Below are 21588 nucleotides of genomic sequence, written 5' to 3'. Positions count from 1 at the left end.
ACCGACGTGGCCGCCGAAAGCACGGCGTCGGTCGTCGCGTGGTCTCGTCTGCCCTCTGCGGGGGGCCGTCGCCACTGATCCCGCCGTCGCGAACACCGCGCGGATCAGCGAGCATCGTTCAGTTCGTGGATAATCCGCATGATTCGCTCGACGGAAGCATCCGGTAACGGATGCCGAGTACCTCGTCGTCCAGCACGGTGAGCAGTGACTGGTTGACCAGGCCGTCGACGGCCGCGGCGACGTCGTCCAGATCGGTTCCGCCCGCCACCGCCACGGCGGCCGATAGCGTGAAACCAGCCGGGAAGCGGCACAATCGGCGCAGCGCCACCTGCTGTTCGGTGTCGAGCAGGTTCCAGCTCCAGTCGATCACCGCGTGCAGGGTGCGGTGCCGTTCGGGCGAGCTGCGATCGCCGTGACGCAGCAGCGCGAACCGGTCGGCCAACCGGTCGTTGATCTCCTCGACGCTCATCACCCGCACCCGGGCAGCGGCCAGTTCGATGGCCAGCGGCAGTCCGTCGAGTGTGTGGCAGAGCTGGGCGACGATGTCCGGGTCGAGCCGGACGGTCGGCCGCACCGCCCTGGCGCGCGCGGCGAACAGCTCGGTCGCGGGCGAGCCCGCCGGGTCGATGGTCAGGGGCGGCAACGGATACACGGTCTCCGCGGTGATCGACAGCGGCGATCGGCTCGTGGTGAGCACGGTGAGCCGGTTCGCGATGCCGATCAGGTCGGCGACAACCACGGCGACGGCGTCGATCAGGTGCTCGCAGTTGTCCAGGATGAGCAACATCGAGCGGGCTGATACGGCGTCGTGCAAGCGTCTGCGAGCGCCGATAGCCGGCCTGGAGCGCAGTGCGGCCGTGTCGAAGGTGACATCGCTGAGTCCGAGGGTCGCGGCGATCGCCGCCTCGATCTCGACCCTGGCGTCGGCATCATCGGCACGCACCGAGGCCAGCTCGACGAGGATCACCGGACGCGAGCCTGCCACGCGTGCGCCGACTTCGTTGGCGACCCTGGTCTTTCCCGCGCCACCCGGGCCGAGCACGGTCACCACGCGGGAATCGCGCAGCAGCCCGGCGAGCGCGGCGAGGTCTGCCGTACGGCCTAGGAGCGCGTTGGGCGCGGCCCGCAGGCCAATGGCGGCGGGCGGCGGTTCCGCGACGAGTGCCGTGGCTGCCGGTCCTGGCGATGGGTCCGCGGCGATACCGGTCACAGCCGAGGCGGACATGAAACCTATCCGGGCGCCGCCGATCTCCGCAGACACACCGGTAGTCGCGGCGCGGCCCACTGTGGGCAGCGGTTGCGCAGCGATATCGGCCGTCGGGGGCGATGCGAAACCGCTCTGGGACCCGGTGGCCGTCGTAGAGCCACCCTTGGACCCCTGCTGCGCCGGTGCGCAACCGACGATGGATGGTGGTTCGGCTGCGGTACCGGCCATCGTCGGGGCCGACGCGAAACCGCCCCGGGAGCCGCTGGGCGTCGCGGAAACATCGGTGGAATCCGGCTGTGCGGGCGCGCGACCGACTACGGACGGTGGTTCCGCAGCGACCCCGGCTCCCGGGGCGGACGCGAGACCGCCCCAGGAGCGGCCAGCCGTTCCGGACACACCGGTGTGGCCCGGATGCGCCGCGGCGCGGCCCACCGGCTCCCCGCGCAGGATCGCAGTGTGCAACGCGGCAAGCGCCGGCCCCGGGTCCGCGCCGAGCTGCTCGACCAGCCGGGAACGGAAGGCCGCGAAGGATTCCAGCGCCTCGTTCGCACGCCCTGCCGTGGCGAGCAGACGCATCAGAATCTGCTGTGCGGTCTCGTCCAGTGGGTCGGCGGCGGCGCGGCTCCGGGCCAGACGCAGTGCGCCGTCGACGTCACCGCCGTCCTCGCGCGCCGTCAGCTCGAGGTCATCGAGTTCGGTGAGCAGCTGCCCGGCCATGGCGCGCAGGTCGTCGGCGACGTCACCGGAGGTCAGATCAGCGCCGGGTTCACCGCGCCACAGCGCCCGCGCCTGCCCGATCGCCGCGAGGCACCCGGCTGGATCGTCCGCGGTGTGGCACCGGCGAGCCTCGCGCACCCGTTCTCCGGCCAGGGTCACATCGACTTGCTCGGCGCTGAGCGTCAGCCGGTAGCCCGCCGGACCGATCTCCAGCGCGCCGTCCGGCAGGGCTGCTCGCAGCCGGGAAACCTGGGTGTGCAGCGCGTTCATCGGCGACCTCGGCGGCTGTTCGCCCCAGACGTCATCGATCAGGGCCTGCGCACTACGGCTGCGTCCCGGCCGCAGGGCCAGCGCCGCGAGCAGGAGACGGGAGCGCGCACCGGGTAGCGCCGCCAGCACACCATCACGGCGCAGCGCCACTTCGCCCAGCAAGGCCACCACGACCGATTCGCCTGCGGGCGTCGGCACTGCTCGACTGTGGCCGTGCGGGCCGTTGTGCTCCGGAAACATCCCGCGGTCATCGTAGGCGAGCGCGGCCGACCGGGCCGACACGATTCTTTTGCCGCGATTCCGAGTGGTCGGTCGCATAGGCTGACCCCATGGCTGAGTTCGAAGTGGTCCGGTCGGCCGTGATCACGGCCGAACCCGCGCGAGTGCACGGGCTGATCAACGATTTTCACGAATGGGTCAAGTGGTCGCCCTGGGAGGACCTCGACCCGCAATTGCAGCGCAGCTATTCCGGCGCGGACTCCGGCGTCGGCGCACGCTACGCCTGGAGCGGAAACCGCAAGGCCGGAGCGGGCAGCATGGAGATCGTCAGCAGCACCGAGCGCCAGATCGGGGTGCGCCTGGAATTCCTGAAGCCGATGAAGGCCACCAACCAGGTGACGTTCATCCTGGACCCGGTGGAGACCGGCACCGAAGTGACCTGGCGGATGACCGGACAGCAGACCGGCCTGATGGGCTTCATCGGCAAACTCATCCCGATGGACAAATTCGTCGGCCGTGACTTCGAGAAGGGACTCGCCAGGTTGCAGCAGGCAGCGCCGGCCTGATCGCTTCGCGCGCATCAGGCGGTATCTCCGCCTTCGCTGCGGCCGTGCGCGGGCTGAAGACGGACGACCTCCGACAGCGCCCATTATGCTGCGGACATGGCTACTGCAGCGCAATGGATCGAGGGCGCGCGACCGCGCACCCTGCCGAACGCGATCGCCCCCGTGCTCGCCGGAACCGGCGCCGCCGCGTCCATCGACGGCGCGGTCTGGTGGAAAGCGATTCTCGCGCTGCTGGTTTCGCTGGCGCTGATCGTCGGCGTGAACTACGCCAACGACTACTCCGACGGTATCCGCGGCACCGACGACGTCCGAGTCGGTCCGGTACGCCTGGTCGGGCAGAAACTGGCCTCCCCCGCCGCGGTGAAGAACGCCGCGATCGCCAGTCTCGCCCTCGGCGCGATCTTCGGGCTGGTGCTCGTCGCCACCAGCGCGTGGTGGCTGCTGCTGATCGGCCTGGCCTGCCTGGCGGGTGCCTGGTACTACACCGGAGGCAGTAAGCCCTACGGCTACCGCGGGTTCGGCGAGGTTGCGGTGTTCGTCTTCTTCGGCCTGATCGGCGTGCTCGGCACCCAGTTCGTGCAGGCGAACCGGATCGACTGGGTGGGAGCGCTGCTCGCGATATCGGTGGGCGCGTTCTCCAGCGCTGTGCTCGTCGCGAACAACCTGCGCGACATCCCGACCGACACCGAGTCCGGGAAGGTCACTCTCGCGGTGAAACTCGGCGACCCCCGTACCCGCACCCTGCATCTCGCGCTGCTCACGGTGCCGTTCGTCGCGACCCTGATCCTGCTCGCCCGCACTCCCTTTGCACTGGCCGGGCTGGTCGCCATTCCGCTGGCCGTACGCGCCAACGCGCCGGTGCGCGGCGGCAAGGGCGGCCTGGAACTGATTCCAGCACTGCGCGATTCCGGCCTCGCCCTGCTCGCCTGGTCGGCGGTGACCGCACTCGCGGTCGGGCTCGGTTAATCCTCGTCCGGGACCAGGATGCCGAGCACCCAGTTCACCAGCGAGACGATGATGCCGCCGAACACCGCGGCCCAGAAGCCCTCCACGCGCAAGCCGTAGTCGGTGAACGCGTCGGTGATCTCGGCGGTCAGCCACAGCATCAGCGCGTTGATCAACAGCAGGAACAGGCCGAGCGTCACGATCACCAGCGGCAGCGACAGCAGCTTGACGATCGGCTTGACCAGCGCGTTCACCGCCGTGAACACCGCAGCGACGGCGAGCACGACGGCGATCTTGGCACCGGTTCCCCCTTCCGGGGCGAGAATGTCGATCTTGTCGACCCAGACGGCGGCCAGCCAGATGGCGACCGCGTTGATGACCAACCGAATAACTAGCTGCATGCGGCAATGCTAGGCCCGAGGTGGGGACATGCGCCGCCGGAAAGCGCGAACTCGGACAGCGCATGTCCACTCACTCAGGCCGCACGGTCGAGCAGGGCGTGCACCTTGGGGCGCAACTCGTGGATCGCCGCGGCGCCGCCGAACAGGCGCTCGGTGGTCTCGTTCGGCGCCCGCAGGATGCCGAGCAGGACATGCCCGGATTCGATGGTCTTGTCTTTGCGCGCGAGCGCCTCGCGCAGCGAGAGTTCCAGCACCTTCTTCGCCTGCTTGGTGAACGGGATGTGCCCGTAGTACCCGCCGCCACCCCAGGGGAACGGCCCGCGCGGCCGGTCCGGCGCCGCGCGGTCGAGCGCGTCCTCGCCGAAATGCGCCTCCAGGGACTCACGGACGGCGTCCAGATCGATGCCGATGGACCGCAACGCCTCGGCGTCCTCGGGGCCGAGCGGTTCGTCCTTGCCCTGCCGGGCCAGAGCACGGCGGACACCCTCCCGAGTGAGTCCGGCCTGCGCGAGCAGCGCCGTCAGCTCCGGCTCGGTCTGCCCGAGCAAGCCGAGCAGCACGTGCTCCACCTCGATATTCGATGCGCCGAGCTCACGTGCGTCCTCCTGGGCGGCGACGATCGCGATACGCGCCGACCTGCTGAACCGTTCGAACATCAGCGGCCCCTGCCTTTCCGGTTGTACTTCTGGTGGACTGCCTGCTTGCTGACCTCGAGCGCTTCCGCGATCGCCTGCCAGGACCAGCCCTGAGCGCGGGCATTGGCCACCTGGATCGCCTCGAGACGTTCGAGCAGCCTGCGTAGTGCGAGCACCGCCCGCAGCCCGACCTTGGGGTCGGGGCTGCCTGCGGCGGCCGCCAGTGTGGTTGCTTCCGTCATGCGTCAATTTTGATTGACACCGAAGAGCGGTGTCAACAAAAATTGACAACTGAGGGCGCGAAAAAAGCTCGATTCGGCTATCGGCGAACAGCCCTTACGGCCATGAGCGAGCGTGGACAAGCGGCGGTGTCAGAGGAACCGGCACCGTGCAACCGCTCAGGCGTCCCAGATCCCGGTCGCCAGGAACTTGTCCAAGATCGCGGTCGGCTCGGCGAGGCTCAACCCCTGGGACGCGACCCAGTCGTCGTCGAAATACGTTCCCGCGTAACGATCGCCACCGTCACAGAGCAGCGTGACCACACTGCCGCTGCATCCCTCGGCGATCATCTCGCCGATGAGGGCGAACACGCCCCACAGATTGGTTCCGGTCGATCCGCCGACCCGGCGACCCAGCCGAGCGCTCGCATAGCGGGCGGCCGCGATGGACGCCGCGTCGGGCACCTCGAACATGCGGTCCACCACCTGCCCGACGAACGACGGCTCCACGCGGGGCCGGCCGATCCCCTCGATGCGGGAGGGCATTCCGGTCTGGTAGCCCGAATCTCCGGTCTCGTAGCCGCCGAAGAACGCGGAGTTCTCCGGATCGACCACGGCCAGCTTCGTCGCGTGCCTGCGATAACGGATGTAGCGGCCGATCGTGGCACTGGTACCGCCGGTGCCCGCGCCGACCACGATCCACTCTGGTACCGGATGGGTCTCCAACGCCAGTTGCTCGAAGATCGATTCGGCGATGTTGTTGTTGCCGCGCCAGTCGGTGGCGCGCTCAGCGTGGGTGAACTGATCCATGTAGTGGCCGCCGCATTCGGCGGCCAGCCGCGCCGCCTCGGTGTACATGTCCGGCGGACGCTGCACGAAATGACAGCGGCCACCCTGCGCTTCGATCAGCGCGATCTTCTGCGGCGAGGTGCTCGCAGGCATCACCGCGACGAAGTCCAGGCCGAGCAGCTTCGCGAAGTAGGCCTCGCTGATCGCGGTCGATCCGGAAGACGCCTCCACCACCGTGGTGCCCTCGGTGATCCAGCCGTTGCAGATCGCGTACAGGAACAGCGAGCGAGCCAGGCGGTGTTTGAGACTGCCGGTGATGTGGGTCGACTCGTCCTTGAGATACAGCTGCACCTGCCACTGCGCGGGCAGCGGGTAGCGCAGCAGGTGGGTGTCCGCACTGCGCTGGGCGTCGGCGTCGATCAGCCGCACCGCGTTGTCGACCCACGCACGCGGGGCGGTGTGGTCGCAGGACCTCACGAAGGCGTCCCCGCGTCCGGAGGGTTCCCCGGCTCCTCGCCGCGTAGCCGCGCCCGCAGCTGGGCTTTGTCCCTTCGCCTGCGCTCGTCGACCAGGGCGATGTCCTCGTTGACCCTGGTACGCAGGCGCTTGAACAGGGTCAGCGACAGCGGCATGGCGATGATCAGGGCGAACAGGGCCGCGACCACCACCGGTATGTCCACCGACACCAGCTGGGCGGCCAGCACGATCACCGCGGCCAGCACGACCACGAGACCCAACCTCGCGACGGTATAAAGCGCCAGATTCCGGACAAGCCGACGACCAACGCCAGCGGTTTGCTGTCCGGAAGCCTTTTCTGGTGGAGTTGCGTCACGCACATCCGCCAGCCTATGCGAAGCTGTTGCCCGTCCCCGGTGCACGCCCATAGCCGGGGGTGAGGCGCACATCCGTTTTGTCTATTACCTCCCCTTTACCAACTGTAGGTGGTTCGAGTACCTAGGGGTTTCAGTGCGACGATGGCGCCATCTGATGAGGGAACTGTCGAGAACGGAGAGGTTTGCTATGACTGCGATCACCGTCGGCGGCCAGGACACCCTGCTGACTCCGGGCCAGGTTGCTGCCCTGTTCCACGTCGACCCAAAGACCGTGACACGCTGGGCTCACGCCGGGCGCCTCGGGTCGCTTCGCACACCGGGCGGACATCGCCGGTTCCGCGAAACGGAAGTACTCCAGCTGCTCCAGTCGCTGACCACCGAGGCGACCGCACGCTGATCGCAGGGCGCGCGGGCCCGTCGTCGCAGGGCCCGCGCTCGCCCGCAGGCGGATTTCGCGTCTGCGGTGTGCTGAAGTCACGTCCGCGACTACCCTCGTAATCAGGAGGTGAGCGACGTGACGTACCTGTTGGCACTCATCGCAGTGGTGGCAATCGCGGTGTTGTGCTGGAAGGCGTTCGGTCCCGAGCGGATCGGACCCACTCTCCCGCAAACGGGTTCACCACAGCGCAAGCGCATCGTCGGACCTGACGACGACCCGGAGTTCCTCTGGCGGCTCTCCCGCCAGCACCGCGACGGCGAGTCCGGTTCCGCCGAGCGCTGACGTGGGTCGGACAGCTCGGCGATCGGCCGTTCGGTCCGGGTGAGGCAGGCGCGCTGCGGTGCGCCTGCCTCGCCCAGATCCGAGCGTCGATCAGGGTTCGCCGTTGACGACCGCCAGTAAGGCGTCCGTGAAGGGCTGCCCACCCTGGATGGCTCCGCCCGCGATCGCGCCGACGACCAGGCCGATCGGGCCGGTGATGATGCTGAAGAAGCCCAGGCCGATCAGGGCTCCGAGCAGGCCGCCGAGCAGTGCGCCCGCGACCACGCCGACCACGTTCTTGTTCAGTTCGGCGATGAGGCGATTCATCGAGCTGATCGGCTGCATCTCGCCGATCTCCTTCGCGTCCGCCACCGGCGTGAGCGCGAGACTCCTTCCGTTGTCGCTGATCTCGTGCGCGACCGCCAGCTTGCTTCCGGAAACCTGGAAGGTCAGCGGCACCTCGGCGACCACGGCGCCGGTGTCAGAGGTCAGCTTGATCTTGGTACCGTCGTCGACCACGGCGAAGGTGCCGTGCTCGACAGCGGTGGTGATAGTGCCGGTTTCGCGGGAGACCGTGGTGCGGTAGTCGACGCCCTGCTCTACGCCGACGGTCGCTGTCTCCTTATCCGCTTCCACGGGTTGCGCGTTCGCGGCCCCCGCTGTGATGCCGACGGCGGCAACCGCCGTGAGCGTAATGGCGGCAATAGTGCCGAACTTCATTCTGGAGTTCCTTCTCGAGACCTCCGGCTCCCGAGGCCGGATGGCGTGTGACTGTACAGCGCCCGTAGCTTGTTGCCAGACTTGGCGATCGGCACACGTCTCGCGAAGGTTCGTTATCCGATTGTGATCGGTTCGGCTGACGAAGACGACGAACAGGTTAACTGTGGGGGCAAATCACTGCCCACGGGAGCGAAAACTCGACGCGGACGCGCCGCGTAGTGTATGCATGGCAAGGTTCTTCAATCCGCAATTTCACAACTTCGGGTCGGCTCAGGCGTGGGTTCGAAGGTTACAGCTGTGGAGGACGTGACGTGTCGCGCCAACGTATCCGTGCCGGTTTGACCCTGGTTGCCTTCATGGCTGGGACCGCGCTGGCAGCGGGCCTCGTGGTCGCCGCAGCGGTATCGATGTCGGGTCCCAAAGAGGAACCGGCCAACGCCGCCCAGACCGGCAATGCAACAACCACATCGGCACTACCACCGAGTACCACCGAGGAACTGCCCACCACCACCGAGGAACTGCCCACCACCTCGGCGATGCGCGGCGCGTCGAACAAAGACGCCACGAGTTTGCAGGTGAATATCGGCGACTGCGTACACCTCGACGGCTCCGGAATCGACAAGGCTGCCTGCGGCACCCCGAACTCGACTTACAAGGTCTTCGACAAGGCTCCGGCAAACGCCCAGTGCCCCACCGACGCCGACCACACCTACAACGAAACCCTGCAGGGCGCAGCGCAAGCCGCGTTATGCCTGGACATCGACTGGGTGATCGGCGGCTGCATGGAAGTGTCGCCCGGTAACCCGAAGCGCCTGGACTGCGCGTCCCCCACCCCGACCGGCGTGCGGGTGATCGACATCAAACAGAACACCGTCGACGTCAACGCCTGCGGCTCGACCGACAGCGGAATCGTCTACCGGCAGCGCCATTACGTCGTCTGCGTCAACCGCCTCTGACCGCTGCCAACGGCATCGCACCCCGCCACGGCTGTCAGGGCACGAGCAGCAGTTGACCGGCCTTGGACCGGACGAGTAGCTCACGACATGCGATGTGGTGATTGTCCCGTCCATTGACCAGGGCGACGATCGGCCCGGTATCGATAACGATCACTCGACCGTGCCCCGGTCGAGCTCCTCCCGAACGATCTCCTTCGCCCGCTCGGCTAGATCGGGTTCAGCGGAAGCGACACCCGCGCTGTGGAAGGTCCGGCGCCCGGACTTCCGGACAAGCTGGCGCAGTAACGCGGCCGCGGCCTGTACCTGATCGTCAGGCACGGCCTCGGCAAGCCGAACGAGTTCCTCATGGGTGGTGCGCATGGTGACCAGTGTAGTTCCGAACCCCGCACCCATACCTTCAGAGCCGCAGTCCGATGCCGACGGGACGACGTGGTCAGCAGGGACGAGGTGCCTTCACCAAATCCCGCCGCCTAGTTCAGTCCCGCATAAGAGTGCAACCCGCTGATCACCATGTTGATGATGAACAAGTTGAACAGCATGGCGACGAAAGCCGCGACGTTGATCCAGGCGGCCTTGGTGTCGCGCCAGCCGGAGGTGGCGCGGGCGTGCAGGTAGGCGGCGTAGAGGACCCAGGCGATGAAGGAACAGGTTTCCTTGGGGTCCCAGCCCCAGAAGCGGCCCCAGGCGGCCTCGGCCCAGATGGCGCCCAGGATGACGCCCGCGCCGAACAGCGGGAAGCCGATGATGGTGGTCTTGTAGGCGAGCCGGTCCAGGGTGCGGGCATCGGGGAGGCGGCGGGCGATGGCGCCGAGGAGGTTGTTCGACTCCTGGCCCTCGGGCTGGCGCAGGCGGTACAGGAACAGCAGGCTGGCCACGCCCGCGAACAGGAACACGCCGCTGCCTACGCTGACGATGGTGACGTGCACGGGCAGCCAGAACGACTTCAACGCGGGCACCACGGGCGCGGCGTCGGCATAGAGCACGGTGCCCGCGAGGAACAGCAGGATCAGCACCGGCACCAAGAGGAACGCCCACATCGCGCGGTAGCGCTGCTCGCGCAGGAACAACAGCCCGACCAGCACGGCGGCGGCCGTGGCCATGGTGACGAACTCGTACATATTGCCCAGCGGGAAGCGATGGGTCGCGAAGCCGCGCAACACGATCGAGGCCACATGCAACGCGATCGCGACCATCAGCACCGAGAACGCCATGTTGCCGAGCCGCTCCGACAGCGGCGTGCGCGCGGGCTCGGCGACTCGCCCCGGCCCCAGGGGCGTCGATCCGGCGCCCACCGTCACCAGTTCGCGCTCGGCGACCTTGCGGCTGCGCGCGGTCGCGTACTGCCAGATCAGCAGCACCAGCACCAGCGCGTACACCACGATCGCCGACTTGAACGCGAAATCGCTGTACCTGGCGATGGTCTCGTCGATCGGCATGATCACTCTCCCGTGGTCTCGGCGCCACGCGCCGCGGTGGTATCGGCGTCCGGCTGCTCATCGAGCAGGCGCGCGCGCAGTCGGTCGAACTCGTCGCCCCAGCCTGCCTGATCGGTCCTGGCGAGCCCGCCCATCTCTACTACAGTGTGTCGTTTGTCAACGTTACCGGCTGCACCGTCGGCCGGGTACACCCGCACCCAGATCCGCCTGCGCTTGATCAGCAGCGAGACCAGCAGGCCTGCCATCATCAGCAGCGCGCTCACCAACACCCACTGCTGCGCGGGATCGTGCGAGACCTGCAAATTCACGAACTCCTGCGCTCCGTCGAAGGTCACCTTGGTGCCGTTCGGCAGCGTGGCCGACTCGCCGGGACGCAGATTGACCCTGGCCTCCTTGGCCAATCTGCCCTGCTTGACCTGCTCGGGGTCCAGCGCGAACAACGACTGCGGCTTGCCGGTGTCCAGCCCGGTGTCGCCGCGATAGATGTCCACCGCGACGGCCGGGTCGTTCATCGCGGGAAACGCCGAGGTCAGCAGCGACCCGTGGAACATGGCGGTGGGCGCGAACAAGCCCTCGATCGCGATCTGGTTCTTGCGGCGTTCCTCGTCCGTGGTGTACATGCCGCCGGGCGGGTCGATCCGCAGCACCCCGCTGGACAGGAATGTCGACGCGTCGTCCGGGCTCCATTGGATGGACTCGGTGCGCGTCTGCCCATTGGGAAAGGTGACCGTGAAGGTCGGCGCGTAGCCGTGGCCCTGCAGGTAGAGCCGGTCACCGGCGACGCGCAGCGGGTGGTTCACCTGCACCTGGGTGTCCCGCCAGGTGTTCGTCCGCAGATCCTCGCCCGCCTGGTAAGCCAGGTCAGCGGTGAACATCTCGGCCTGCCCGCTGGTCAGATAGTCGGCCCGGAAGTTCTTGACCCGCACGCAGATCGGGGTCATGCCGGTGCCGTCGTTGACGTTGCCCGCCTTGAACGAGTCGAACACCGCAGGCGAGGTGGTGCAGAACCCGGGACCGTTGTTCGCCACGACGATGACGCTGCCCTCGTAGCCGAACAGTCTGCCCACCGCGATGGCGACCAGCAGCCCCACCAGCGCGAGATGGAACACCAGGTTGCCGAGTTCGCGGGTGTAGCCCTTCTCCGCCGAGAGCGCCAGTTCGCCGTCCCGGTTGCCGGGCCGCACCTCGGTGCGCCAGCCGCGCAGCTGCGACCGGGCGTGGTCGATCACCGCACCTGGCGACTGCGCGACGTGACCCGAGTAGTGGTGCGGCAGCCTGGTCAGGTTGCGTGGCGCCCGCACCGGCGGCGTGCGCAGAGCGCGGTAGTGATCGAGCGTGCGCGGCAGGATGCAACCGACCAGCGAGATGAAAAGCAGGACGTAGATCGCGGTGAACCAGAAGCTGGAGAACACGTCGAACAGCTCGAAGTGGTCCATCCACGGGCCGAGCGTGGGCCGGTCGGCGATGTACTGGGCGACCTTCTGCTCGTTGAGGTTGCGCTGCGGCAACAGCGCGCCGGGAATCGCGGCCAGCGCGAGCAGGAACAGCAGCACCAGGGCGGTGCGCATGCTGGTGAGTCCGCGCCAGGTATTGCGCACGAACGCCCAGGCCCGTCCGGCCAGGGTTTGACGCGGCGGCCGCGCCGAGTTCTCGGTCATCGGCTGGTGGGTCACGGTCATATCGGCAAGGTCACCTCGGAGACGAACGCGTCGCGCACCCAGGCGACGAACTGGTCCCACGCTCCGGTGACCAGCGCGGCGCCGACCGCGACGAGCAGCATGCCCCCGATGATCTGGATGGTGCGGGAGTTGCGGCGCAGCCAGCCGACCCCGCGCAGTGCGCTCGCCGACCCGAAAGCGAGTACGACGAACGGCAAGCCCAAGCCGAGGCAGTAGCCGACGATCAGCGCGACGCCGCGCGCGGCCGTGGTCCCGTCGGTGCCCGCGGCGACCGCCATGACACCCGAGAGCGTCGGGCCCAGACACGGCGTCCACCCGAGCGCGAACACTCCGCCGAGCAGCGGGGCGCCCATGATGCTGGTGAGCCTGCGCGGCTCCATCCTGGTGTCGCGCTGCAGCGCGGGCACCAGGCCGATGAACACCAGGCCCATCAGGATCGTCACCACGCCGCCGATCCGTTGCAGCAGTTCCCGGTTCACGTTGAGGGTCTGGATGACCCCGAACACCGTCGCGGTCGCGAGCACGAAGACCACGGTGAATCCGGCGACGAACAGCCCGGCCGCACCGGCGACCCGCATCCGGCCCGAACGAAGCGGTTGCGCGACGGCCGTCGACCCCAACCGGGCCGAGCGGACTCCGGTGGCCTCCGCGACGGTGGCCGGCGGCGCCTCCGCACCGACCAGTCCGGCCAGATACGACAGGTACCCGGGGACGAGCGGCACCACGCACGGCGAGGCGAACGACACCAGACCCGCGAGCAGGCACGCGCCGAACGCCAGCAGCAGCGGACCGGAGGCCGCCGTCTGCTGGAACGATTCACCGACTCCGGCGAGCATCATCAGATGGCCTCCCCGGATCGCGGCGCGGGACGCTCAGGTCTCACACCGATTCCTCCCGCGTGTCCTCTGGCGCTCGCCCCGCACCGCGGCGCAACGACACCTTCCGCTCGGTGGCTGCGGGCTCTTCGGCTACGGCGAAGTCCAGCAGCGAGTCGGCGGCGACGCTGCGCGGCACGGTGGCGATGCCCGCCCACCGGTCGTCGACGGCCCATCCGCCGCCGATGCGCCGGGCGCCCTGCCGGGGCCGGCAGGCACGCAGATGACGGTTACGACGGTCGCGATTCACTGTGATTCCTCCGCGGCGAGATTTTCGACCACCGGCTGCAGATCCTCGGCGAGCAGGGACCGCAGGAAGACCGCGGCGACCCGGTGTTGCCGGTCGAGGACGAGGGTGGTGGGGATGACACTGGTAGGGAAGTTCCCGCCGAGCGCAAGCAGAGTGCGCATCGACGGGTCGTAGATGGACGGGTAGCCGACCTTGTTGTCGACCACGAAATCTTGGGCCTTGTCCTGCTGCGGATCGCGGACGTTGATGCCGAGGAAAGCGACGCCCTTGTCCTTGGTCGCCTCGTAGACCTTCTCCAGCGCGGGCGCCTCGGCACGGCACGGACCGCACCACTGGCCCCACAGGTTGAGCACCACGACCTTGCCGGGATAGTCCTCGACCGACATGGTCTTGCCCGCCGTCATCAGGTCCGGGCCGGCCAGCTTGCCGATGGTGCCGCGCGAGGCGGGCGGGTCGTAGCGGATATCGGTCTTGCCGCCGGGCGAGACGAATTCGAAGGTGCCGCCCGAGGCCACCGCGTCCGAACCGGTCGAACACCCCGCGAGCGCGGCGACCAGCGCCACGCACGCGAGCAGAACCGGCAGCACCCGCGCGGTGCGCGTGGTGGGCGGAGCGGCGGATCCGGTGCGGCGAATCATGCGCCGTGTACCGAGGGGTCCGAGCCGCCCGCCGGCTCGGAGTAGACGATGTCGACGAGCGTGTCGCCGTGGTAGACCAGCGAGGTCAGCGACGCGAGCGAGCACTGCCGCTGCCGCGGGTCGTGCCAGAGCCGCTGTCCCTGCAGGAATCGGCGCAGCGTCCACACAGGCAGCTGGTGCGAGACCAGCACGGCCTCGCGTCCGGCCGCTTCCACGCGCGCCTTGTTCACCGCGGCCAGCATGCGGTGCGCGATCTGCAAGTAGGGCTCGCCCCAAGACGGGGTGAACGGGTCGCGCAGCTTCCACCAGTGCCGCGGTTTGCGCAGCGCGCCGTCGCCGACCGAGACGCGCAGGCCCTCGAAGGTGTTGCCCGCCTCGATGAGGTTCTCGTCGGTCCGAACGAGCAGGTCGTGCTGCACGGCGATCGCCTCGGCGGTCTCCTGCGCCCGCTGCAGGGGCGAGGCGATCACCAGTGCGATGTCGTGATCGGCCAGCGTCCTGGCGACCGCGCCGGCCTGCGCGCGGCCCGCCACCGACAGACTGAATCCGGGCAGGCGCCCGTAGAGGATGCCGTTCGGATTGTGCACCTCACCGTGGCGCAGCACATGCACGATCGTCTCGATCGGCGCGGCGCCACCGTCGTGCACCCGATCCGCGTCCTTGGCCGGGCTGTCGGCGGGCTCGGCCGGAACCTCGTCCCTGGCGGGCTCGGCCGGAACCGCATTCCCGGCAGCAGCGGTCTTCCCCTCTTCACGCGCGGCGGCGACCTGCGCGGCCGTGGCCGCGGCCGCCGCGAAGTGGGCACCGGCGTCGACCACGCTCGATTCCACGGATTCGGTGTCGGCTGTCGCGGTTTCGGTTGCGGCGCTCGCGGCGGCGAACTGCTCGCCCGCATCGATCACGGTGGCCTCCGATACCGGATCGACGACCGCCGGGGCAGCGGCGGACTCGATAGCCGCATCGACGACGGCGCTCCGCTCGGCGGCGTCGGTGGTGGGCTGGGCTGGCTCGCGCCGGCCGGCATCGGGTTGATCGAGATCGGAGCTCACGCGCGGGGTCCTTCGGGGGTGGCGGCCGCCGCCGCGTGCGCGGCGGCGGGCAAGGCGGCAGCGATACGGTCGAATGCGTTCTCGTCGAGCGCCGCGGAGACGAACCACGCTTCGAACGCGCTCGGCGGCGCGTACACACCGCCGTCGAGCAAGGCGTGGAAGAAGGCTGGATAGCGCCACGTCTGGCTCGCCTTGGCGGCGGCGTAATCGGTGACCGGGCGTTCGGCGAAGAACACGCTCACCATATTGCCCGCGAATTGAACCTGGTGCCCGACCCCCGCCGCGGTCAGCGCGTCGCCGAACAAGGCGCCGAGCCGCTCGGCATTGCGATCCAGCGCCGCGTAGACGTCATCGTCGGCCGCGCGCAGGGTGGCCAGACCCGCGGCCACCGCGACCGGGTTACCGGACAGCGTGCCCGCCTGGTAGACGGGACCGAGCGGGGCGAGATGGTTCATGATCTCGGCGCGCCCGCCGAACGCGGCGGCGGGAAGCCCGCCGCTCATCACCTTGCCGAAGGTGTACAGGTCGCCCGCGACACCCTCCCGGCCGAACCACCCCGCGCCGCTGACCCGGAAGCCGGTCATCACCTCGTCCATGATCAGCAGGGCGCCGTGCTCGGTGGTCAGTGCGCGCAGACCCGCGTTGAATCCGGGCAGTGGCGCGACCGCGCCCATGTTGCCCGCCGCCGCCTCGGTGATCACACACGCGATCTCGCCGGGGTTCGCGGCGAACGCAGCGGCGACGGCGTCCAAGTTGTTGTAGGGCAGCACGATGGTGTCCGCCGCTTGGGCGCCCGTGACGCCGGGTGAGGTGGGCAGTCCGAGCGTGGCGACGCCGGATCCGGCGTCGGCCAGCAGCGCGTCGACGTGGCCGTGGTAGCAGCCGGCGAACTTGATGATCTTGGTGCGTCCGGTGTAGCCGCGAGCCAGCCGGACCGCGCTCATAGTGGCCTCGGTCCCGGAATTCACCAGGCGCACCCGTTCCACCGGTTCGACTCGCCGCACGATCGCCTCGGCCAGCTCGATCTCCGCCTCGGTCGGCGCACCGAAAGATAGCCCGCCGGATGCCGCGCGCCGCACCGCGTCGACGACCGCGGGGTGCGCGTGGCCGAGGATCATCGGACCCCAGGAGCAGACCAGGTCGACGTACTCGTTGCCGTCGGCGTCGACGAGTGTGCAGCCGTCGGCCGAGGCGATGAATCGCGGTGTGCCGCCGACGGATCGGAACGCCCGCACCGGAGAGTTGACGCCACCCGGAATCACCGAACTCGCCCGGTCGAAGAGCTGAGCGGAGACCGGCACGGCCGCACTGGTCACACGCGGAGAAGAACTCACGTGTTCCAGTCTCTCAGCACCGCTGAAATGGTTCGACGACAGGGTGTAGTGCAGTGACGCAGGCCGCAGCCGGCCCGCAACACGCCGAGATCACGTTCGTGCGAATTTCGATCGCTGGAGGGTTGCCGGTGCGTAGTGTCGGGGAGCCATCGTCTACCGGCCGGGAGGGTCTGCATGCGGATTGCCATCGTCAGTGCGGGTTTACTCACCGCGGTCGCCTGTGCCACTGCGGCACTTGGCGCCGGTTCCGCCACCGCGGAGCCGCGCGATCAGCTCGACCAGTTGCGCATCGGCATCCATCTGGACCACATGGCGACCACGACGCTGGCCGGGGGACCCATCCCCGCCGTCGTCACCATGATCGTCCCGCCCAACCGCATCGGGGCCGGCCTGAAGGCCGACTCGGAGATATACCGCGACCAGCACGGCAGGGTCTACGCCTCGCTGCGCCAAGTGCTGATGGAGGCGGCCCGCCATCCGGACGGGACGATCACCGTCTACCTCAATGCCCCCGGTACCCGCGACGGCCGCGTGCTGGACATCTACCAGCACTGGAGCTGACGGCGCCGCGGGCCCGCGGTCAGGTGTACATGCAGGGCACCTGCGCCGACATGGTGTGCAGGACGCACATGAACGAGTTGTAGGGCCCGGCGGAACCCGAATCCGGCACGAAGATCGGCGCGTCGACGGCGGTCGCGTCTTCCAGCGGCAGACCGGAGTTCGCGCCGGCAGGCGCGGCCCCGATTCCGAGGGCGGCGGCCACGGCAAACGCGGCACAGATCTTTACGGCGAACCGGTTCATCAAACACTTTCCTTCATCGCGTGCGTTTCGAACTACGGCCGAAATACTAACGGCCGCAGCAATTTTCCTGGCAAAAGCGCGCGGTCGCCCGGTGGTGCGCAGCGGACGACACGCGGTTGCACGGTAGCCCAGACGCACGGTATCCGCAGCGCTTAGCGGGCAATCCAGGGCTAGGTGATGCCGAGGCAGAAAGCGGCGAATCCGGTTGTCACCAGGCACGCCAACGGCGCGGGCAGCGCATGCAGCAACGGCGTGGGCGGGGTGGTGGCGAACGCGGCAGCACCGGAAGCGGCGGTGCGGTAACGGTTTCGCTGGATGCGGCAGCCGGAACCGCTGCGGTGACGCCGATCACACCGGCCGCCACCGCGCCGAAAAGTGTTCGTCGTACAAGTGGTTTCATGAATTCGGCGTTCCCGTCGCCGTGGGGGCCAAACGGCCGGCGTATGCAGTGCGCCTGGTCAGCGGCCGGTTCCGGCCTGGCCGCGGAGGCCGCGGACGAGCCGGGCCGCCGCATCAATCGCGAGCACTCCGGCCACCGCGAGCAGCACCGCGGCCAAGAGCTGCCAGGGCGCCGCGTAACGGATCGCGGTGAACCCCGGCGCGTCCCCCAACGGCGCGAAGTCGAGGGTGCGCACGCTGTTGCGCCAGCTCAGCCCCGCCGCCACCAGCGCGAGCAGGATCAGATCGAGTTCCACGAGCACCGCGATGATCCATCGCCTCAACGGTCGGCTCCGTTCTCGCCGCGCCGCACGGCTCCGGTCAACGCCGCCCGCAGCGCTTTGTGGTCCTTGGCCCATGCCTGCACCAGCGTATCGTCGGCCAGCCGCAGCCCGATGCCGGTGCGGCGGCGCGGCACGCCGGTCAATTCTCCGAGCGCCCTGGCCGACTCCCACGGTTCGTCGTCCCAGGACTCCTCGTCGCGTTCGGGGAGGACTTCTGCGACCGAGCTCAGCGGTAGCGTCTCGGTGCCCGAGCGCAGCGTCGTCGAGGTGAGCTCGACGCTGACGTGCCGCTTACCGGCGAGCACCTGCAGCGCGACGAAGCCCGCGATCAGCACCGCACAGAACAGCAAGGCGAACCAGTGCACGGATCCACCACCCGTGACGAGTTCGAGGACGAGAATGGCCAGGCACAGGACCGGCCCGTAGAACACCGCACGCCAGCGGGCACCCGGTTCGGCGAACAAAACGGTCGCGGCGGTCACACCGAGCCCATGACAGCGGTGCGCGGCGACACGACGGAAAGCGGAATCAGCGAGTCAGGCCGGGCAGCAACAGCACGGCGACGGTCAGCACGGCGAACAGAATCAGCAGGCTCAGTACGGCCAGATCCCGCCGAATGCTCTGCGGCTGCTGGATCACCACTCGCATCGTTGCCTCCGATCCTCCGGAGCCATCTGCCGAGTTCCCGTACGAAAGGTAAGACAACGCATGACAAACGACTTCCGGTTCCCATGTCCACTGTGACAACCCTCACCATACATGCCGGTCTGTCTCGGACAAACTGGGAACGTGTTCCACCAGCCGGTTCAGCGTCTGCCCAGCTGGAAGTACGCGGTGGACTCCGGACGATGCGACAGGTAGATGGCCCCGGCCGCGAGCACCGCCTGCACGATCGATGCTCCGCCCGCCACCAGCGACGCTGTCCCGGTCACCGCGTCGATCGCCAGCAGCGCGCCGACGCCGATCACCACGACCCAGACACCGAGCACGGTCAGCATGGTGCGCGCCCAGAGCTTGCCGCGCGCGAACTGGTGCACGATCACCAGCGCGAGCGCCGCGACGCACAGCCCGAACAGCACCACGAATACGTACACCAGCGACACCATGAGCTCCGCACTGGCCAGCGTCACCTGCGGGTCCTTCGCCCTTGCCTGTTCGAAGACCTCCTCGGCGAAGGCACTCCGCCGCTCCAGCGCGGCGATAACCGACGCGATCAGCTGCACGACGCCGAATCCGACGACACCCCACCACAACTGCCGCGCGGTACCGACATCCTCCGGCATCGGAACCCGGGCCGGTCGAACGCCGAACGGCCCCGACATGTTCGTCACGACAGCCAGTGCGCGGCCTCGGTCGCCCAATAGGTGAGCACGATGTCCGCGCCCGCCCGGCGGATACCGAGCAACGACTCGAGAACGGCACCGCGGCGATCGATCCACCCGCGCTCCGCGGCGGCGGTGATCATCGCGTACTCACCGGAGATCTGGTAGGCGGCGACCGGGACGGTCGAGCGATCGGCGACCTCGCGCAGGATGTCCAGGTACGACATGGCCGGCTTCACCATGACGATGTCCGCGCCCTCGGCGAGGTCCAGCTCCAATTCGCGGATCGCCTCGCGGCGATTGGCCGGGTCCTGCTGGTAGGTGCGCCGGTCGCCTTGCAGCGAGGAACCAACGGCCTCACGGAACGGACCGTAGAACGCCGAGGCGTACTTCGCGGCGTAGGCCAGGATGCCGGTGTCGATGTGTCCGGCCGCGTCCAATCCGTGCCGGATCGCGTCGACCTGGCCGTCCATCATGCCGCTGGTGCCGAGCAGGTCGGCGCCCGCCTCGGTCTGCGCCAGCGCCATCTCGACGTAGCGGTCGAGCGTGGCGTCGTTGTCGACCGAGCCGTCGGCGGCGAGCACGCCGCAGTGGCCGTGGTCGGTGAACTCGTCCAGACAGGTGTCGGCCATGACCACGGTGGAATCGCCCACCTCGTCGGCGAGGGCGCGCAGGCCGCGGTTGAGGATGCCGTGCGGATCGCTGGCCTGGCTGCCGACCGCGTCCTTGTCCTCCGGGCGGGGCACGCCGAACAGCATGATCCCGCCAACGCCCGCCGTGACCGCCTCGACGGCGGCCTTTCGCAGCGAGTCCAGTGAATGCTGCACCACTCCCGGCATCGAGCTGATCGCGCGCGGTTCCTCCAGTCCGTCGGCGACGAACATCGGTAGCACCAATTGCCGTGGTTCCAGTGTTGTTTCGGCTACGAGACGACGCAAAGCCGGGGTACGGCGCAACCGCCGCGGGCGGTCCATTCCGGTCATGAATCGCACGATACGCCTGTGTTTAATTTGCAGTGCCTGCGGCACTGCCCGTTCGGTCTCGCTGCGCTCGTAACCGGGAGCTCGGCCGAGAGGTTGCGTCGGGTGGTAGCCGGAGAAGTCTTCAGCAGCGCCCTGAGCTATTGCTATTCGCCGATCAGCAACCCCTCGCTGGTGACTCCACCGCCGACCTCCGCGGCCGGTCGGACGCGAGCCGGGCCGCGAAGAGGCGATGATCTCGCGCCCCTCACGAGGTGCGCGCCTCGCTCCACTAAAAGCCAGATAGGGGCACATTTCGGCCGGACGCGCGTCATGCTTGATGTGTGTGAAATCACACCGGAGACCCCTCCGAGGCGCATACTCCGACTAGGCGGGACCCGCTGGGGGACAGGATGACCGATCCACAGATCGATATCTCGCTGGCCAGAGCCGCCGACTTCGAATCGTGGGCGGCGGTGCTGTTGTCGGACTGGTGGCCGGTGCTGACCGGCGGCCTGCCCCCGCCCGCGAGCACGCTGCGGGCCTGGCGCGCTGCCGACGCGACCGGGCAGAGCGTCTTCGTGGAGTTCATCGCGCGGCAATGGTCCGATCCTCATCTGATGCCCGGCGCGCACGCCGCCTTCGCCACCCTCGACATCCGCCCCGACGAGCCCGAATGGATGCGCAGCCGCGGCACGCACCTGGTGGGGCGCACCGAGGACGCGATCGTCGGGCTGCGGTACTCCGACACCGCCCACGCCATCTTCCTCCGCGTGCAGAGCAGGCCGTGTCCGGTGACGCCGGGAGCGGGCCGGCGGCTGCTGGCCGAGCCCCAGGCGAATCTGCCGTTCCCGGACACCGCGGCCGGGCCGCTGGACGTGCGGGTGGCCCGCAACAGCGCGCGGCACCTGCTCGCCGCGCACAGCGCACGGCACAGCACTCCGGCCGATCCCCTGCAGCTCGGACCGCCGCAGCGGGTCTGCGACATCGGCTGGGCGTTCATCTTTCCGTGGTCGACCACGTCCTGGTACACCGACGGCGCGGTGCCAACGCTTCCGCCGGGCAACCGAGGACCGATCGTGGTGGTCAAGGACACTGGACACACCTGGCTGCTGGACAGCCTGGGGAACTACGACGCGCAACTGATCGCCTACGCGCGCGAGCACGGATACCCCGGCCCGCTCGGACCACCGCGGTGATCGGCGGCGTGGCATCCGCCGGAAGCCGCCGGGCAGGAGGCTGGACATGACCGAGCCGCCGAGCGAGATCGAACTGCTCGTCATGCGGCGGCGCGCCGAAGCGCTGTGGGACGCCGGCGACGCGGCAGGCGCCGAACACTGGCTGCG

The 21588-nt window shown here is 68.7% G+C and carries 28 protein-coding genes; 8 read left to right on the top strand and 20 right to left on the bottom strand.

From position 1 onward, the window contains the following. Window positions 1–118: 118 nt before the first annotated feature. Window positions 119–2434, bottom strand: coding sequence for an AfsR/SARP family transcriptional regulator (locus NA4_RS42535; protein WP_444980034.1), 2316 nt, complete (start codon window positions 2432–2434; stop codon window positions 119–121). An 89-nt stretch (window positions 2435–2523) separates the two neighbouring features. Here NA4_RS42535 and NA4_RS12330 point away from each other — a divergent pair, with 89 nt between their 5' ends. Both NA4_RS12330 and NA4_RS12325 read left to right on the top strand, forming a co-directional pair. After that, complete coding sequence (locus NA4_RS12330; RefSeq protein WP_067468882.1) at window positions 2524–2979, top strand: SRPBCC family protein; 456 nt, start codon at window positions 2524–2526, stop codon at window positions 2977–2979. 96 nt (window positions 2980–3075) lie between these two features. Further along, the gene (locus NA4_RS12325; RefSeq protein ID WP_067468879.1) at window positions 3076–3945 is read left to right on the top strand and encodes a 1,4-dihydroxy-2-naphthoate polyprenyltransferase; all 870 of its coding nucleotides are present in this window, start codon (window positions 3076–3078) and stop codon (window positions 3943–3945) included. Here NA4_RS12325 and NA4_RS12320 read toward each other — a convergent pair. The 5 genes from NA4_RS12320 to NA4_RS12300 form a co-directional block, all read right to left on the bottom strand. Beyond that, complete coding sequence (locus tag NA4_RS12320) at window positions 3942–4325, bottom strand: phage holin family protein (RefSeq protein WP_067468876.1); 384 nt, start codon at window positions 4323–4325, stop codon at window positions 3942–3944. The two genes, NA4_RS12325 and NA4_RS12320, sit on opposite strands and share 4 nt — an antisense overlap. 74 nt (window positions 4326–4399) lie before the next feature. Next, the gene (locus NA4_RS12315) at window positions 4400–4981 is read right to left on the bottom strand and encodes a Clp protease N-terminal domain-containing protein (protein ID WP_067468873.1); all 582 of its coding nucleotides are present in this window, start codon (window positions 4979–4981) and stop codon (window positions 4400–4402) included. Then, entirely contained in the window at window positions 4981–5202 is a 222-nt protein-coding gene (locus tag NA4_RS12310; RefSeq protein WP_040783879.1) for a helix-turn-helix domain-containing protein, read from the bottom strand. Before NA4_RS12310 ends, NA4_RS12315 begins: the two co-directional genes overlap by 1 nt. Before the next feature lie 156 nt (window positions 5203–5358). Then, on the bottom strand, window positions 5359–6444 hold the full coding sequence (gene cds1 / locus NA4_RS12305; protein WP_067468870.1) for an L-cysteine desulfhydrase Cds1: 1086 nt from the start codon (window positions 6442–6444) through the stop codon (window positions 5359–5361). After that, window positions 6441–6851, bottom strand: a complete 411-nt coding sequence (locus NA4_RS12300) for a DUF4229 domain-containing protein (protein ID WP_067468867.1) — start codon at window positions 6849–6851, stop codon at window positions 6441–6443. Before NA4_RS12300 ends, cds1 begins: the two co-directional genes overlap by 4 nt. 136 nt (window positions 6852–6987) lie before the next feature. Between NA4_RS12300 and NA4_RS12295 the strand changes: the two genes are divergently transcribed. Further along, window positions 6988–7197 (top strand): BldC family transcriptional regulator, encoded by a 210-nt coding sequence (locus NA4_RS12295; RefSeq protein ID WP_067468864.1) that lies wholly within the window; start codon window positions 6988–6990, stop codon window positions 7195–7197. A 117-nt stretch (window positions 7198–7314) separates the two neighbouring features. Beyond that, window positions 7315–7521, top strand: a complete 207-nt coding sequence (locus NA4_RS12290) for a hypothetical protein (protein ID WP_067469000.1) — start codon at window positions 7315–7317, stop codon at window positions 7519–7521. 90 nt (window positions 7522–7611) lie between these two features. On the opposite strand, the gene NA4_RS12285 is transcribed toward NA4_RS12290, so the two are convergent. Next, entirely contained in the window at window positions 7612–8220 is a 609-nt protein-coding gene (locus NA4_RS12285) for a DUF8020 domain-containing protein (protein ID WP_067468862.1), read from the bottom strand. Between the two features lie 311 nt (window positions 8221–8531). Here NA4_RS12285 and lppU point away from each other — a divergent pair, with 311 nt between their 5' ends. Further along, complete coding sequence (gene lppU, locus NA4_RS12280; protein WP_084497015.1) at window positions 8532–9176, top strand: LppU family putative lipoprotein; 645 nt, start codon at window positions 8532–8534, stop codon at window positions 9174–9176. A gap of 150 nt (window positions 9177–9326) precedes the next feature. On the opposite strand, the gene NA4_RS12275 is transcribed toward lppU, so the two are convergent. The 8 genes from NA4_RS12275 to hemL form a co-directional block, all read right to left on the bottom strand. Then, complete coding sequence (locus NA4_RS12275) at window positions 9327–9536, bottom strand: hypothetical protein (protein ID WP_067468994.1); 210 nt, start codon at window positions 9534–9536, stop codon at window positions 9327–9329. A 110-nt stretch (window positions 9537–9646) separates the two neighbouring features. Beyond that, a complete protein-coding gene (gene ccsB / locus NA4_RS12270) occupies window positions 9647–10612 on the bottom strand; it encodes a c-type cytochrome biogenesis protein CcsB (protein WP_067468991.1) in 966 nt (321 codons plus the stop codon). Between the two features lie 2 nt (window positions 10613–10614). Beyond that, entirely contained in the window at window positions 10615–12291 is a 1677-nt protein-coding gene (resB, locus tag NA4_RS12265; RefSeq protein WP_067468859.1) for a cytochrome c biogenesis protein ResB, read from the bottom strand. Beyond that, on the bottom strand, window positions 12288–13130 hold the full coding sequence (locus NA4_RS12260; RefSeq protein WP_067468856.1) for a cytochrome c biogenesis CcdA family protein: 843 nt from the start codon (window positions 13128–13130) through the stop codon (window positions 12288–12290). The genes resB and NA4_RS12260 overlap by 4 nt, the downstream gene beginning before the upstream one ends. Window positions 13131–13170: 40 nt before the next feature. Further along, complete coding sequence (locus NA4_RS12255; protein ID WP_067468853.1) at window positions 13171–13416, bottom strand: hypothetical protein; 246 nt, start codon at window positions 13414–13416, stop codon at window positions 13171–13173. Beyond that, window positions 13413–14054, bottom strand: a complete 642-nt coding sequence (locus NA4_RS12250) for a TlpA disulfide reductase family protein (protein WP_067468850.1) — start codon at window positions 14052–14054, stop codon at window positions 13413–13415. The genes NA4_RS12255 and NA4_RS12250 overlap by 4 nt, the downstream gene beginning before the upstream one ends. Continuing rightward, window positions 14051–14701, bottom strand: a complete 651-nt coding sequence (locus NA4_RS12245) for a histidine phosphatase family protein (protein WP_067468988.1) — start codon at window positions 14699–14701, stop codon at window positions 14051–14053. Before NA4_RS12245 ends, NA4_RS12250 begins: the two co-directional genes overlap by 4 nt. A gap of 398 nt (window positions 14702–15099) precedes the next feature. Then, window positions 15100–16437: a glutamate-1-semialdehyde 2,1-aminomutase gene (gene hemL, locus NA4_RS12240; RefSeq protein ID WP_067468847.1), complete on the bottom strand. Its 1338-nt coding sequence runs from the start codon at window positions 16435–16437 to the stop codon at window positions 15100–15102. 174 nt (window positions 16438–16611) lie between these two features. On the opposite strand from hemL, the gene NA4_RS12235 reads away from it, so the two are divergent. Then, on the top strand, window positions 16612–16998 hold the full coding sequence (locus tag NA4_RS12235) for a hypothetical protein (protein WP_067468843.1): 387 nt from the start codon (window positions 16612–16614) through the stop codon (window positions 16996–16998). Between the two features lie 19 nt (window positions 16999–17017). Here the strand turns inward: NA4_RS12235 and NA4_RS12230 are convergent, their stop codons facing one another. After that, window positions 17018–17239, bottom strand: a complete 222-nt coding sequence (locus tag NA4_RS12230; RefSeq protein WP_067468840.1) for a hypothetical protein — start codon at window positions 17237–17239, stop codon at window positions 17018–17020. Window positions 17240–17416: 177 nt separating this feature from the next. Between NA4_RS12230 and NA4_RS43230 the strand changes: the two genes are divergently transcribed. Then, the gene (locus NA4_RS43230; RefSeq protein ID WP_281180007.1) at window positions 17417–17542 is read left to right on the top strand and encodes a hypothetical protein; all 126 of its coding nucleotides are present in this window, start codon (window positions 17417–17419) and stop codon (window positions 17540–17542) included. A gap of 155 nt (window positions 17543–17697) precedes the next feature. Here NA4_RS43230 and NA4_RS12225 read toward each other — a convergent pair whose 3' ends face one another. From NA4_RS12225 to hemB, 4 genes are all read right to left on the bottom strand, one after another. Further along, on the bottom strand, window positions 17698–17961 hold the full coding sequence (locus NA4_RS12225; RefSeq protein ID WP_067468837.1) for a hypothetical protein: 264 nt from the start codon (window positions 17959–17961) through the stop codon (window positions 17698–17700). Beyond that, window positions 17958–18443: a transport-regulating membrane protein Mce1N gene (gene mce1N / locus NA4_RS12220; RefSeq protein ID WP_067468833.1), complete on the bottom strand. Its 486-nt coding sequence runs from the start codon at window positions 18441–18443 to the stop codon at window positions 17958–17960. Before mce1N ends, NA4_RS12225 begins: the two co-directional genes overlap by 4 nt. A 324-nt stretch (window positions 18444–18767) precedes the next feature. Then, window positions 18768–19283: a hypothetical protein gene (locus tag NA4_RS12215; protein WP_067468985.1), complete on the bottom strand. Its 516-nt coding sequence runs from the start codon at window positions 19281–19283 to the stop codon at window positions 18768–18770. A gap of 5 nt (window positions 19284–19288) precedes the next feature. Further along, complete coding sequence (hemB, locus tag NA4_RS12210; protein WP_067468830.1) at window positions 19289–20266, bottom strand: porphobilinogen synthase; 978 nt, start codon at window positions 20264–20266, stop codon at window positions 19289–19291. Between the two features lie 389 nt (window positions 20267–20655). On the opposite strand from hemB, the gene NA4_RS12205 reads away from it, so the two are divergent. Continuing rightward, window positions 20656–21441 (top strand): hypothetical protein, encoded by a 786-nt coding sequence (locus NA4_RS12205; RefSeq protein WP_067468828.1) that lies wholly within the window; start codon window positions 20656–20658, stop codon window positions 21439–21441. Window positions 21442–21588 lie beyond the last annotated feature (147 nt).

The organism is Nocardia amamiensis NBRC 102102 (assembly GCF_001612745.1).
GTDB classification, from domain to species: domain Bacteria; phylum Actinomycetota; class Actinomycetes; order Mycobacteriales; family Mycobacteriaceae; genus Nocardia; species Nocardia amamiensis.
The sequence above is the reverse complement of the archived record's forward strand: the minus strand, read 5'-3'. Positions and strand labels throughout refer to the sequence as shown.

Coding starts and splice junctions, on each gene's coding strand:
- NA4_RS42535 (WP_444980034.1), bottom strand. CDS start 2,434: ATGTTTCCGGAGCACAACGGCCCGCACGGCCACAGTCGAGCAGTGCCG.
- NA4_RS12330 (WP_067468882.1), top strand. CDS start 2,524: ATGGCTGAGTTCGAAGTGGTCCGGTCGGCCGTGATCACGGCCGAACCC.
- NA4_RS12325 (WP_067468879.1), top strand. CDS start 3,076: ATGGCTACTGCAGCGCAATGGATCGAGGGCGCGCGACCGCGCACCCTG.
- NA4_RS12320 (WP_067468876.1), bottom strand. CDS start 4,325: ATGCAGCTAGTTATTCGGTTGGTCATCAACGCGGTCGCCATCTGGCTG.
- NA4_RS12315 (WP_067468873.1), bottom strand. CDS start 4,981: ATGTTCGAACGGTTCAGCAGGTCGGCGCGTATCGCGATCGTCGCCGCC.
- NA4_RS12310 (WP_040783879.1), bottom strand. CDS start 5,202: ATGACGGAAGCAACCACACTGGCGGCCGCCGCAGGCAGCCCCGACCCC.
- NA4_RS12300 (WP_067468867.1), bottom strand. CDS start 6,851: ATGGGCGTGCACCGGGGACGGGCAACAGCTTCGCATAGGCTGGCGGAT.
- NA4_RS12295 (WP_067468864.1), top strand. CDS start 6,988: ATGACTGCGATCACCGTCGGCGGCCAGGACACCCTGCTGACTCCGGGC.
- NA4_RS12285 (WP_067468862.1), bottom strand. CDS start 8,220: ATGAAGTTCGGCACTATTGCCGCCATTACGCTCACGGCGGTTGCCGCC.
- NA4_RS12275 (WP_067468994.1), bottom strand. CDS start 9,536: ATGCGCACCACCCATGAGGAACTCGTTCGGCTTGCCGAGGCCGTGCCT.
- ccsB (WP_067468991.1), bottom strand. CDS start 10,612: ATGCCGATCGACGAGACCATCGCCAGGTACAGCGATTTCGCGTTCAAG.
- resB (WP_067468859.1), bottom strand. CDS start 12,291: ATGACCGTGACCCACCAGCCGATGACCGAGAACTCGGCGCGGCCGCCG.
- NA4_RS12260 (WP_067468856.1), bottom strand. CDS start 13,130: ATGATGCTCGCCGGAGTCGGTGAATCGTTCCAGCAGACGGCGGCCTCC.
- NA4_RS12250 (WP_067468850.1), bottom strand. CDS start 14,054: ATGATTCGCCGCACCGGATCCGCCGCTCCGCCCACCACGCGCACCGCG.
- NA4_RS12235 (WP_067468843.1), top strand. CDS start 16,612: ATGCGGATTGCCATCGTCAGTGCGGGTTTACTCACCGCGGTCGCCTGT.
- NA4_RS12230 (WP_067468840.1), bottom strand. CDS start 17,239: ATGAACCGGTTCGCCGTAAAGATCTGTGCCGCGTTTGCCGTGGCCGCC.
- NA4_RS43230 (WP_281180007.1), top strand. CDS start 17,417: ATGCCGAGGCAGAAAGCGGCGAATCCGGTTGTCACCAGGCACGCCAAC.
- NA4_RS12215 (WP_067468985.1), bottom strand. CDS start 19,283: ATGTCGGGGCCGTTCGGCGTTCGACCGGCCCGGGTTCCGATGCCGGAG.
- hemB (WP_067468830.1), bottom strand. CDS start 20,266: ATGACCGGAATGGACCGCCCGCGGCGGTTGCGCCGTACCCCGGCTTTG.
- NA4_RS12205 (WP_067468828.1), top strand. CDS start 20,656: ATGACCGATCCACAGATCGATATCTCGCTGGCCAGAGCCGCCGACTTC.